Below are 12,578 nucleotides of genomic sequence, written 5' to 3'. Positions count from 1 at the left end.
CAGTCATTGCATACGGACGAGTGTTCTGATCGTTGGAACGTCTAGGCCAGAAATGAGAATCTAGGAGGAGAACCCTGCTTAAAGCGGGCCTATACCCGTAATGATATTGTCGCCAGGTTTTGGCGGTAAACAGATCTTACTAGTTGATCTAGCAGGAACTCCTATCAAACTCATGAAGTCTCCTTGCAAATGATGAAAAAACAACCGAGAGGGGTAATTAACAAATGAAATTGAAGCTAGTTACATTCGTAATGCTTTGTGCATTTCTACTTGCTCCAACTATTGCCTCTGCTGAAGTGACCAACGGTAATGTCGGATACGGATTAACCCCCGGGCGACTCTGGGCCACGATGGACGCGGTGGTGGGCCTGATCAGCGCGGTCATCGGCGGGCTGTCTCTGGCCCGCTCCGTACGTCGTACCGGAAATGGTGGGCGAAACGGGTCGATCGTGGCCATGGTATTAGGGCTGATCGTCTTAGTCTACGCTATAGTGCATCTGACCATATTCACTGGTGATTTCGGTACCGGCGCCGGGAGAGCTGGGGCGATCATTGCTATTGTAATGGGGCTGATCGGTATGATCCTCGGTGCGCTAACTCTGGTCCGCTCCCGCCGCGCCGGCTGACCCGACAATGATGCTTCCTATTCCAATACTTAAAGGTGGTTTAAGCCAATGGGCGGATCTACGCGATGGATGAAGCACTACCGCGTTTCAGCGAATAATGGCGGGCGAGCAGTTTGGCAATATTGTTAGTTATACAGATAAACTTCGTAAATGAAAAAAACGGGCTGAATATGTAGGATTCAGCCCGTTTTCTGTTCCATTTATATCAAAGTATGAGATCAGTTTATTTATCGGTTAAGCTCCTTCAACCATATCCCGTTTGCGATATCCCACAAAGCCCAAAACCATGAAGGCAATACTGATCGCTGAGATCGCAATAAAGGTGGCAGCATCAAACGGATCTACCGGCATCCGTGGAATCCAGCTTTGAACGGCTGTTTTCGAGAACCATTCCGGCAACTCCAAAATGCCGCCAAAGTAGTTTAGAGCAAAGGAATAGCCAAGGTACGCATATACGCTTTTGCCTAGTCTAGGTGCCCAACCTAAAGCCAAAGCGGCAAGTCCGGTAAAAAACAACACGGAAGGCAGGAAGTTATAACCAGCGGCGATAAAATCACCCATGTTCATGGGCGAGCCGTCACCCATGGCAGCAATGGCTGTCCCGCCAAGACCGCTTGAAGCGAGCAAAATACCCACGATTCCAGCAATGTTGGCCAATATGACACTCGACCAATAGAGCTGAGCTCGCGTCACTTTGGTAGCATAAAGCTGACTTAAATGGCGCCGCGTTTCTTCCGAGAATAATTTGTTTACGATCGTTATCGGCAAAATGGAAACCAATCCCATCAAGACCATGATAATGGTCCCGGTAAAGGCTGCTTCGATGGAAACGCCGGATATCGCAAACATTTGACTCATGATTTCATTGCTTTCAAGGAAAGTTTGCATATCTCCATAAATCGAACCATAGGCTGCTCCCATGATGACGAAAGCAATCAACCAACTGATCATTACGCCTTTGTTCAACTTCGTAAACAGGCAGGGTACGGATAGCAATGATTTTTTTGCCGACTCCCGTCCTTCACGTTCGGGCAAATAACCGGCTCCCATATCTCGGCGGCCTTCAAGGCCAAAAGCGATGATCACGACGATGACGCTGAAGACTATCGCCACAATTAGGGGGACCCAATGGTTTCCTGTAAAAGGATAGGTTAGATACGTCCAACCCATCGGATTAATCATGGAGAGATCCGTATTCGACACATCCGTTCCGGCGCGAAAAATATATAGCAAGCCTACAATTCCGAGTGATGAACCGGTTGCACCGGATGAAGTCGGCATGATTTGTGCCATAACTAAGGCAATTACGGCTCCCAAGATCCCGGCCATGCCGATGGATGCGCCAAACAAAAAGGATCCTTCGGCCGAAATCGTATCTGCTCCATAGCTAGTCATCATTCCGCCAATCACGAGTGCTAATATCATATTGATCACAACAACTTCGGCAATTACCGCAAGCGAGTTGGCTTGACGACCTACTTGAAAGGAGCGTACGAGTTCAGTAAGCCCAAGATCTTCTTCTTTGCGAGTATGGCTTACCACATGCAATGCAGCGATAATCATCGCAAACAAACCGCAGAATAACAGCATTTCGTGCGCATACATAGCGCCTAAAGTATAATCCGCTGCGGTCTCAACCGGTGTCGGACCCACCATGGAAATCATGGCAGGATTTTGCAAGGTTTCATACATTCCTTGCAAACCTTGTCCCTTGCCGATTTCTTCAAAAGCAGGAACAAATCCGGCTGAAAACAAGCCTAAACCTAAAATCCAGATGATGATTTTTTTCCAATCACGTTTCAGATATTGGACGAACAGTACACGCGAACGCGCAAATTTTTCTTGCATTATAATTTCCTCCGTTTCCGCCCTTAGACTTCATAATGACGCATGAATAAGTCTTCCAGCGTAGGCGGCACGGACTCAAACTTCTTGACGCCCAATTTTGCCGCTTCGGACAAAATTTCATTGATACATTCGTTATCCGCGGAAAATGTCGCTTGATTGCCGGATTGCTTGAAATCATGGACACCGTTAACGGATGCCATTATAGCCACATTGTCTTGCGTTACCATCGTTACCGTAGAACGGGTTAAGTGACGCAGCTCATCCAATGTCCCGGTTTCAACCACTTTGCCTTGGCGAATGATGACCACTTTATCGGCCAGCCGCTCCACTTCGCTCAAAATATGAGAGGACAGTAAGATGGCTTTTCCTGCAAGCTTGATTTTTTCGACCTCATCCTGGAAGACGGCTTCCATCAGCGGATCAAGGCCGGAAGTCGGTTCGTCGAAAATATACAAATCGGAATTAACGGCCAAAGCCGCGATCAGGCCGACTTTTTGCCGATTTCCCTTGGAATAGCCCTTGGCTTTCTTCTTCGGATCCAATTCAAACCGTTTAATCAAATAGTCGCGTTTATTTTTGTCTCCGCCGCCATGTAATTTCATAAATAAATCAATGATTTCACCGCCAGTTAAGCTGCCCCAAAGCGCCACATCCCCAGGAACATAAGAAATTCGTTTATGAATCTCAAGGCTGTCTTTCCATACATCCTTGCCAAAGATCTTCGCTTCCCCGGCATCCCGACGGATAATCCCAAGTAACGTACGAATTGTTGTGGATTTCCCCGCGCCGTTCGGCCCGATAAATCCGACAACTTCCCCGGCATTTACCGTAAATGATACGTCTTGCAACGCTTTGAACTTCCCGAAGCTTTTTTGCAAGCCTTGCACCTTTACAATGTTTGTCATAGCACTAAAACTCCTTCTTAACCAGTTTTAGTAACGTGCTTTCCAGTCTAAAGCAAAGCTTCAACTTGATAAATAATGAACTGAATATTTAGATATAGTTCATATATTCGCTGAAAATGCTTTGTTTTAAACCAAAGTTCATTTACAACTTCAGTTATACACCCGATTATGGTCATAGTCAACGCAAATAAAGCTAAGTTTAGAACTCTGATGCGTTTGATAATTCATAATTTCGCTATATAATAAATAGGAAGGAAAATTACGAACTAAAACCTCCGCAATAATTTATTTTAGTCATAATCGTTAGAAAGCAGGAATAAGGAATGAATGGTTTTGAAAAGAGGACGCAAGCGAAGAAAAATCAAGTCTTGGAGGCAACTTTTGACTTGTTGAATACCGAAGCCGGCATCGAAAATGTAACAGTGGATGAGATAGCTAGACATGCCAATGTCGGTAAAACGACGATATTTAAATATTTTGGGAGCAAGGAAAACCTGATCCACGAGGTGTTTAAATATTTTTTAACTCAAATGGGGGAAAATGCCCGAAAAATCATGGCCGATAATAAACCCTTCGAAGAAACGATCATTGCCATGAGTCAGATCAAAATTCATTTTCTGGAGAAGATCAACAAGCAGTTTTATTTCGATTTAATGGATTATTTTACAAAGAAGGACGATAACGGATTATCACTGATGATGCAGGAGTACGTCAACGAAAGCTACAGTCTTATGTTGGATTTATTTCATCGTGGGCGCAAAGAAGGCAAGGTTGATCTGAAATATTCGGATGAATTTCTTCTGATATATTTCCAGGCCCTGGTTGAAGGGATATCCAGCCCGCATATCTACCAAAGGATACTCCCTTATACCGCCCAGTGGACGGAATTGCTGGTAAAAGGGATTGCGCCAAGCAAATAAAGGTAGAAGAATGAGAGAGTAAGGGCAGGATCGTTTGAGATCATTAACGGTGGACCGTACCATCGATCGTGGTAGAGCAAAGAATCGACCTGCAGGTCGATTCTCTGCTGCTATATTCACTACTGAAACATTGAATCCAGCTTCGGCAGATGCCGGTTTAAAAACGACCGATCACAATAAATACAGTTAACACAAAGAAGACAACGTTTACGCCTATTTCTCGATGCTCCTTGCGTGCAACATGGTATAGGGCGCCAAGAAGAACGATTGTGGCAAGACCTGCAGCGGCAATAGGCGTCAATATGGGCGCGATATACATCGCTAGTGGCAGAATAAGTCCGAAAGCTCCTACCAATTCTGCTACCCCAATAAAGACGACGAACGCTTTGGGAACGTCTTTCACCCATCCCCAAGACGCGTTGGCTTTTTCAAACTGAAACGCCTTCAACCATCCTGAGTAAACAAACCCCAGCGCAGCAAGCCCTTGAATGATCCATAATGCGATATTCATGAATGGTGCGAACCTCCTTATTACTTATTTGCGTTCTCTGAGGTTATAATAGTCTAGTAATTGGGTTCAATGAAGTAGGCACTTTATCTAAACATAGTGAATAAAAAGTTACCTAAGGTACAGGGAAGCGGGGAGTTCAATGAAAGAGTATTGCAAATTTGAATCAGCGCTTGATATTTTGGTGGGGAAATGGAAGCCCGTCATTTTACTTCAACTGATTTCCAACGGCACCATGAGATTCAGCGAGCTTCAAAAATCGATACCGGGTATAAACAAAAAAATGCTTACCCAACAGTTAAGAGAGCTTGAGTATAACGATATTGTACATCGAGAGGTTTATAACCAGGTCCCTCCAAAAGTAGAGTATTCAATTTCCGAGTATGGCAAAGGTTTAAGCACGGTGCTAAAGGCATTGAACAATTGGGGAGCGGCTCATATGGAGCATATGAATACGCTCTATGGAGTAGATCGTTTCAGGTATGAAACCGGGTCAACCGATTATAAATGAGGCGATGCAAGTCTTCTTATAATATTCCTATTTCCCGCTCCACCGGAAAAACCGTGTAGCAAGCACAACAGATACAATGGCAATGCCAATCAAAACAGCTGCTTCAAAGCCATACTCCGTAATTGGCGCTTCTGTCCACGTCCCCCGCAGCAACTGAATGACGTAATAGAGCGGGAGTATTTTCGCTGCATATTGAAGAACCGTCGGCATCATTTCCAGCGGGAATGTCGCTCCTGACAGGAACAGCATCAGGTTTAGAAATAATGAACTGATTGCGGAAGCAGCCTGAGTGTTTTTTGCTAATGAGGTCAGGAATAAAGCAAACGGGAAAAAAGCGAGGATGCTAATAAGCAATGAAAGCAGGGTGCTTCCGATGTAGGCCGGCAGGGTTAAATCGTAGAGCAGCATGCCAAAGACCATCAGAAGCATGGCGGATATTGCAAAGATGACGGTCCCTTGAAAGGTATGGGCGGCGAGGATTTTCCATGGCTGGAGCGGTGTTGATTGATATCTTCGCAATACGCCCGTTTCCCGGTAATTGGTTAAAACAGTTCCCAGAGTAAAAAAGGAAGTGGTTACGATATTGACGCCAATCCACGAAGGAACAAAATATTCCGCAAAAGCCTTTTGACTCATGTTATCTCCAACAAACATGGATCCAAACAGCCCGATCATCACAATAGGAAAGAGAAACGTCCAAAACATGCTTAAACGGTCTCTAAAGAACATTTTCGTTTCTAAACTGGCGAGTTTTACGATTGCGTTCATCCGATCTTCTCCTTTTCTAGGTACTGGATAAATAAATCATCGAGAGAGCCTTTTTCAAACCTGAAGCTGGACAATCGGATGCCTTTTTCCTGACAGTAACTGAAAATGTGATAAGCCGTTGTCTGTTGGTCATCACAAAACACTTTGAATTCGTCTTGATTCTTTTCAACGCGCTCCACGCCGGGAAGCGAGCTTAGATATTCGGGGGCGACTCCTTCACTGATAAAGGTAAGACAATTAGCAGCACCTTCGTTTAATAATTCACGAGGGGAGTTTAAAGCTTTTAATTGGCCGCTGTAAATCATCGCCACCCTGTCGCACAGCTGCTCAGCTTCTTCCATATAATGCGTGGTCACCACAATCGTACTTCCACGATCCCGTAACAGCCGGATCAAAGACCACATTTCCCGCCTTGCTAAGGGATCAAGACCCATGCTCGGCTCATCAAGAAATAAGATTTCAGGCTCATGCAGAGTGGCTAAAGCAAGAGTTACCCGCTGCTTCCATCCGCCGGATAGGTCATCAAATTTTACGTTCAGCTTTTCGTTTAAGCCAAGCAATTCTATGAAATGATCTTTTTTCGTGGCATTATCATAAAATGAAGAAAAGAGATCCAGCGCTTCTTTTACTTTCATTTTCTTCTGGATCGAAGTGGCTTGAAACTGGACACCAATTCTCTTGTTTAACTCCCGAAGCTGCTTATTGGGAACGAGTCCAAGGACTTCAACCGCTCCCTCGCTTGGATCAGAGATTCCTTCCAGGATTTCGAGGGTGGTCGTTTTCCCTGCGCCGTTCGGCCCGATAATTCCGAAGATTTCACCTTTGTAAACATCAAAGGAAAGATTCTTTACTGCCTTGGTCCCGCCAAAGTTTTTCGATAGATTGCGAACTGTAATGACACTCTCCATGCGTTTTCTCCTTTTATTCAATGTCTTCTAAGATCGTTATTCAGCTTTCTCGATTCATGTTTAAAATAAAGATAAAATCCAATCCATCCGATGGCGTAACCGATAATAGAGATTCCCAGGAATATCAAAAAGTTCTTTACATTAATGTGAATCCAGCCGATCCATTGGCCTAATAAAAAGTAGACGATGGTGACTGTTAAAAAGTGCAAGGCAGTTTGTATGGGCAGGCGAAGTGAGCGAATTTTGAAATAGAGGGGTGTGACATTAAACAGCCAGCCGCAGAATATATAGCCAAATGCATTTTTAATAAAATGCATTCCGTCTATTGTCGATTGTCCGCCAAAATAAATAAGCGCACTTGTAGTCATTACAGCAATAAAGGCCCCGAAGAATATACCGATCATGCTTCTGAAAAGAAATGCATTCATTTCGTTTCCCTCCTGTTCATCTTTAGAATTTCTTTAATTCGGCCAATGTAATGACGCGAAACATATTCTTTTTCACCTGATTTAAAGTGAACGCAGAGGGTCCCGTTAAATGATGGTTCGAAATGGCTCATTGCATGCAGGTTTGCAATGACGGATTTTGAGATCCTGATAAACCGATGGGAAGGAAGGGAGTTTTCGAGCTCATATAATTTTTCTTTTATTTTAAAGATTCCTTCTGAGGTGGCGGCTGTGACCACATCGCCTTCTGTACGAAAGTAGTGTACTTCCTCGTGCTTAATTAAGTGCTGGTTCTCTCCATCTTTTCCGACGATCAAATCCGTGTCATTCTTATTGAGGTACTCGAGGATCTCCTGGATGGCTGGGGTCAATTCTTTGCAGTGAATCGTCACCGCGGTTTCTTCGTTGCGCGGGTCGATGTCGAGTGAAATTTTCATGTATAGACGGCTCCTCCATTCCATACGCTTTATAGGTTTAGTATAGATGGCGATTTTTCAATTGTCATTAAAACAAAGGCGACACGCAGGACGCGGGTAGTAAGATGCATGTATCGGCGTCCGACCTGCAGCAAAGCAGATATTATCCTACACGAAAATGGCTTATGCCTTCAAAAATGAATAATCGAAATGAGCTCATCGGGCGTACAGAACACTTGCCAAGAGGAATTTGATAAAAAAGAGAAGGCAGCTGGTCAGAGCGATCAGCTGCCTTCTTAAGTGAACGGACATATTAGTTTAATATGATACCGCATTATACTCGATCCTAAATCATGTTAATGCTGCAATTTTCGAAAGACGCGATAGCTTCTTTGCGCGCATTCGGAGATGGCAATGGGGTGGAAGCCACTGACATCGGCATACAACGTATCGTTTAGCGGCGAGATCCACTTCTCAGGAAGCGCCGCCGCTCCAAGCGATGCGCCAAGAATGGAGCCGACGGTGGCGCCATTGCAATCGGTGTCCCAGCCTCCAAGTACGGCTGCCGTAATGCCTTTCTCGAAATCCCCTCCGGAATGAATGAGCGCTGCCGCGCATAATGCAGCATTATTATTGGTATGAACAGGGTGATAATGCTTAAATGCTTCCCATATTTTACTCACCAAATCTAATGGGTCTTCCGTTTCCTCGGCAATGTTGACCGCTAATGCGATATCTTCTGCAAGTCGGCTGCGTTTCGGAATTTCACTCAATCCGATCTCAACAATTCGCTTCATGTCACTTTCAACGATTGCAGCGGCAATCATTGCCGAGCAAAACATGGCGCCGTAAATCCCATTCTTCACGTGGGAGAAGGAAGCGTCACGCCAAGCAAGCTCAGCTGCAAGCTGGGGCTGGCCGGCAGCACCGTATGCATAGCCGTCTACACGGATTTGGGCGCCGATCCATTCGCGGTAGGGATTCAAATAAGAACGCCCCCAGTGGATATGTTTCTCCCAGTCGTCTGGCTGATCGCCGCTAATATGTGAAGTGACACGAGCGAAATTAAGATAGGACTGCGCTTCTGCCGTGAATACCTGCCCGAATGACAAATGACGATGCCACAGCTTGCCCACGTCCCAAGAGTTGAAATCGAGCCCGCGTTCCTCAAGCATGAGCAGACCGAGAACGGTATATCGAACATCATCGTCCGTTTCCATAAAACGAATGTTATCCCGGCAGCTGGCCAAGCTGCTCCACCTTGCTATCTCGATACCGTACTCGGCTTCTGCAGTTGAATCGCCCGGTGTATAGTGGCGAATCGGCCATTGCCCTGCGCCTTCGAACCACAACTTAATATTGTGCCAGCCGGGTCTTCCGCCCGAGCCTTGCATGAAGGAAGGAGCTTCGAGAGGTTTTCCGAGCGCGCAACCAGCCGAACGGCCGAGCCACGCACCATGAAATTTATCCTGCCATTTAAGCTCATCCCAGTTTCCGGACAGGAGTCTCGGTCCATCCGGACGTTCGGCGCGAATGGCCTCCAATTCCGACGGCTCGAAATACTTGAAATCCGCATGCGGTTCAAGAGCCATTAAAGCCTGGTATACTTCCATTAACTTTGCTTCGTCTGTGCCGGCTGCTTCCAGCCGCTCGGCCATCCCCTCAACAGGACAGCCTTCTTCTCCGCGCTGTTTGATTTCATCCCGAACTATTTCCCTCAGTCCAATCCATTTCGTCATCAAGGTTGCCCTCCTGAAATCCATATAATCAAAATATGCCTTGATTATAACCAGCCATGCCGGCAATGGCTTCTCAAATCATGAAAGCGTTATTCTCATTTTTTGCTCATTCCGTAATCCCTATTGATTGCCGATAACGGATCGGAGACAGGCCGACAGTCTCTTTAAAAACGCGGTAAAAAGTCGGCAAGCTTTGAAAGCCGCATTCGAAAGCAATATCGGCTACAGCTTTGTCTGTTCCTGCCAATTCCCTCTTGGCAGCCTGGATACGCAGCAAGGAAACATATTCCGAGAAACGATAACCGGTCGTTTCCAGAAACGCCCGACTCACGCGCGAGATGCTTAAACCAAGTTCATCAGCCAATTCCCCTAAGCTAACCGGCTCATGGTAACGATGCTCGACCAAAGCGGCCAGCGATTGCGCCTGGCGAACGGAATGTACCATATGACGACGCTCATCATCGGTCAGCAAACCGTCGTAATGTCGAAGAAGACGGCCGCACAGCTGAATGAGCGCGCTTTTGGCCATTGCCAAATAACCCGGGGACTTTTCCCGCAGTTCTTCCGCTATAGCCAGCACCCAAGGCGTAAGCTGTTTGGCGAGCGGCGAGCCGCCCATAATATGATTGCAAAAATGAGTGGAGCGATAGGAGAATGGCAGCAGAAGACCGGGCTCCTCCGCTAGCAGCAGCGCGGGATCAAAATTAATAAAAAGATAGCGGCTCGGGTCATCGGGGGCAGATTGGGCAATATGCCGTTCATCATTGTTGACCAGAAATAAGTCGCCAGGTTTCGCTGCATATTGTTTGTTGCCAAAGAAAAAATAGCCTTTGCCTGTTAAACAGAGACCGATCTCCAGGCTTGCGTGCACATGAGGCGGCTGCCGATAAGTGGCAGGGGTCCATTCGAAAGCATTGATAGCAATGGGATGGTCATAGGCAATATGAAGTCTCATTATGTCCAACGCCTCCAGACAATCATGAATTTATATGCTAAGTATATAGACAAGGGATGACTTCAACCAGATACTGTTATTTACTTTCATACATACATTTTGAGGTATTTCTAAATGAAAAGTAAATGCTGCCGATGTATAAGTGAATCACGATAATTATTTGCTTTTTGCCTGGTGTCAAGAGGTGTATACGAAAGTAAAGACTAGTATATAGAACAGCGGGGGGCTTCTTTCTATACTGGAATTATGAAAGACTGCAATACAATTTGCAGAAAACTAAACGAAATGTACCGGAGGGGTAAAATTTGAAGAGCAAAAAGGCACTTGCAATGATCTCCTTGACGCTTGCATTGGCGATTACAGGCTGCGGATTCAAAACGTCGTCTGAGCCAAACCAACCACCTGTAAATTCCAAGGAACCAATTGAAACAACAGGCACAGGAAACAGCAATGATATCATTGAGGTTTCAACGGTTTCGCCAAGCGATCCTTACTTGAAATTCGACGAAGGTGAAGACTTCGACAAAAACTCAGTTTATGACGTTTATGAACAAGATATCGGTGTCAAAATTACAAACAAGTGGATTGCAGACATCAGCCAATTCAAAGAGAGAGTAAAAATTGCGATCGCATCCAACGATCTTCCCGATTTCTTGCTTGTAAACGCTGCACAGCTTAAGGAGCTGACGGAAGCGGATATGATTATGGATTTGACAGAGATTTATGATCAGCATGCTACGGAAGAGACAAAAAAGTTTCTGACCATGGACGGCGGCATGCAGATGAAAACTGCGATGATCGACGGGAAAATGATGGGGATTCCAAGCTCATACAACCCGTTCAACTATCAATACTTGTTCGTTCGTACCGACTGGCTGAAAGAACTTGGCTTGCCTGAGCCTAAAACAATGGATGATTTCATTGAAATTGCCGAAGCGTTCAAAACCAAGAATCCTGGCGGCACAAAACAAGCTTACGGTATTGCGGTCAGCAAAAACCCATTTAGTATCGAGACAGGCGTTACCGGTCTGAGAGCGTTCTTGAACGGCTATCACGCTTATGAAAACATTTGGATGGAAGACGGGAACGGCGGTTTGATGAACAGTGATATCCAGCCCGAGATGAAGCAGGCGCTTGCAGCGCTGCAAGACATGTTCAAAAAAGGGTTGATCGATCCTGAGTTTGCGGTTAAAGATACGGAAAAAGCCGCTGAGCTCATCTATGACGGCAGCATCGGCATGGTATTTGGTGCTTCCTGGACACCGGCGCAGCTTGTGCAGGGCGCTGTGAAAGACGGGAAGGTTGTTCAAGAATGGGGAGTGTTCCCTATTCCTTCCGTAGACAACAAGCCTACATTGAATCAAATTGGTCTTGGTGTTGACGAGTACTATGTGATCTCTAAACAAGCCAAGCATCCTGAAGGCGTTATCAAATTGCTGAACCAATGGATCGTCGTTGATAATACGATGAATCCGACAGATGAGCAAAAAATCTATCTGTATGGTAAAGACAAACAAGAAAAAGGCAACAACTACTGGCTGCTGAACCCGCTTCGCGTAGGCAAACAGATGGATAACAACGGCGAAATTCTGCCGAAAGCGATCGAAACGAAAGATCCTAGCATTCTTCAAACTGCAGACCAGAAGGGTCGTTATGAACGTGCGATGAAATTTATCGATGGTAGCGATATCAATATGTGGTGGGAAGTGCTGATTTCGGGGCCGAACGGAGCGGTATCGCATAACCCAAAAATCCAGCAAAACAAAGAATACCTACAAAACAAATTCTACGGCGCGCCTACTCCGACGATGGCAGACCGCCAAGAAATTTTAACGAAGAAACGTGATGAAATATTCATCAAAATCATAATGAACCAAGTATCCGTAGACGAGTTCGATACATTCGTTGCAGAGTGGAAGAAGCTTGGCGGCGATGAAATCACGAAAGAAGTTAACGAGTGGTATAAATCGCTTCAATAGGATCTGTAGTGCAGGGAGGGATTGAATCTATGCAATCCCTCCTTTTTTC

General features: G+C 45.6%; 13 protein-coding genes. 4 read left to right on the top strand and 9 right to left on the bottom strand.

The window, feature by feature from the left end; all coding sequences use genetic code 11:
• Window positions 1-224: 224 nt before the first annotated feature.
• Window positions 225-626, top strand: a complete 402-nt coding sequence (locus tag P0X86_RS16985; RefSeq protein ID WP_192571751.1) for a DUF6223 family protein — start codon at window positions 225-227, stop codon at window positions 624-626.
• 234 nt (window positions 627-860) lie between these two features.
• Here P0X86_RS16985 and P0X86_RS16980 read toward each other — a convergent pair whose 3' ends face one another.
• Entirely contained in the window at window positions 861-2,474 is a 1,614-nt protein-coding gene (locus P0X86_RS16980; protein ID WP_277745956.1) for an ABC transporter permease, read from the bottom strand.
• Window positions 2,475-2,497: 23 nt separating this feature from the next.
• Entirely contained in the window at window positions 2,498-3,379 is an 882-nt protein-coding gene (locus P0X86_RS16975; protein ID WP_096773891.1) for an ABC transporter ATP-binding protein, read from the bottom strand.
• A gap of 323 nt (window positions 3,380-3,702) precedes the next feature.
• Here P0X86_RS16975 and P0X86_RS16970 point away from each other — a divergent pair, with 323 nt between their 5' ends.
• Entirely contained in the window at window positions 3,703-4,299 is a 597-nt protein-coding gene (locus tag P0X86_RS16970; RefSeq protein WP_096773890.1) for a TetR/AcrR family transcriptional regulator, read from the top strand.
• A 157-nt stretch (window positions 4,300-4,456) separates the two neighbouring features.
• Here the strand turns inward: P0X86_RS16970 and P0X86_RS16965 are convergent, their stop codons facing one another.
• Window positions 4,457-4,810, bottom strand: coding sequence for a DoxX family protein (locus P0X86_RS16965; protein WP_036660610.1), 354 nt, complete (start codon window positions 4,808-4,810; stop codon window positions 4,457-4,459).
• A 139-nt stretch (window positions 4,811-4,949) separates the two neighbouring features.
• Between P0X86_RS16965 and P0X86_RS16960 the strand changes: the two genes are divergently transcribed.
• Complete coding sequence (locus P0X86_RS16960; protein WP_096773888.1) at window positions 4,950-5,318, top strand: winged helix-turn-helix transcriptional regulator; 369 nt, start codon at window positions 4,950-4,952, stop codon at window positions 5,316-5,318.
• Window positions 5,319-5,345: 27 nt separating this feature from the next.
• Here P0X86_RS16960 and P0X86_RS16955 read toward each other — a convergent pair whose 3' ends face one another.
• From P0X86_RS16955 to P0X86_RS16930, 6 genes are all read right to left on the bottom strand, one after another.
• Window positions 5,346-6,086 (bottom strand): ABC transporter permease, encoded by a 741-nt coding sequence (locus P0X86_RS16955; RefSeq protein WP_145036672.1) that lies wholly within the window; start codon window positions 6,084-6,086, stop codon window positions 5,346-5,348.
• On the bottom strand, window positions 6,083-6,994 hold the full coding sequence (locus tag P0X86_RS16950) for an ABC transporter ATP-binding protein (RefSeq protein WP_277745955.1): 912 nt from the start codon (window positions 6,992-6,994) through the stop codon (window positions 6,083-6,085). The genes P0X86_RS16955 and P0X86_RS16950 overlap by 4 nt, the downstream gene beginning before the upstream one ends.
• 17 nt (window positions 6,995-7,011) lie before the next feature.
• Complete coding sequence (locus P0X86_RS16945) at window positions 7,012-7,422, bottom strand: DUF3021 domain-containing protein (protein WP_277745954.1); 411 nt, start codon at window positions 7,420-7,422, stop codon at window positions 7,012-7,014.
• Window positions 7,419-7,877: a LytTR family DNA-binding domain-containing protein gene (locus P0X86_RS16940; RefSeq protein WP_277745953.1), complete on the bottom strand. Its 459-nt coding sequence runs from the start codon at window positions 7,875-7,877 to the stop codon at window positions 7,419-7,421. The genes P0X86_RS16945 and P0X86_RS16940 overlap by 4 nt, the downstream gene beginning before the upstream one ends.
• Before the next feature lie 335 nt (window positions 7,878-8,212).
• Window positions 8,213-9,595 (bottom strand): ADP-ribosylglycohydrolase family protein, encoded by a 1,383-nt coding sequence (locus P0X86_RS16935; RefSeq protein WP_277745952.1) that lies wholly within the window; start codon window positions 9,593-9,595, stop codon window positions 8,213-8,215.
• 106 nt (window positions 9,596-9,701) lie between these two features.
• Window positions 9,702-10,550 carry a helix-turn-helix transcriptional regulator gene (locus tag P0X86_RS16930; RefSeq protein WP_277745951.1) on the bottom strand — a complete coding sequence of 283 codons (849 nt, stop codon included), beginning with the start codon at window positions 10,548-10,550 and terminating at the stop codon, window positions 9,702-9,704.
• 305 nt (window positions 10,551-10,855) lie between these two features.
• Here P0X86_RS16930 and P0X86_RS16925 point away from each other — a divergent pair, with 305 nt between their 5' ends.
• Window positions 10,856-12,529 (top strand): extracellular solute-binding protein, encoded by a 1,674-nt coding sequence (locus P0X86_RS16925; protein WP_277745950.1) that lies wholly within the window; start codon window positions 10,856-10,858, stop codon window positions 12,527-12,529.
• Window positions 12,530-12,578 lie beyond the last annotated feature (49 nt).

The organism is Paenibacillus sp. BR1-192 (assembly GCF_029542445.1).
GTDB lineage: Bacteria > Bacillota > Bacilli > Paenibacillales > Paenibacillaceae > Paenibacillus_AQ > Paenibacillus_AQ lautus_A.
Note: the sequence above shows the minus strand (reverse complement) of the source record. Positions and strands in the feature narration are given on the sequence as shown.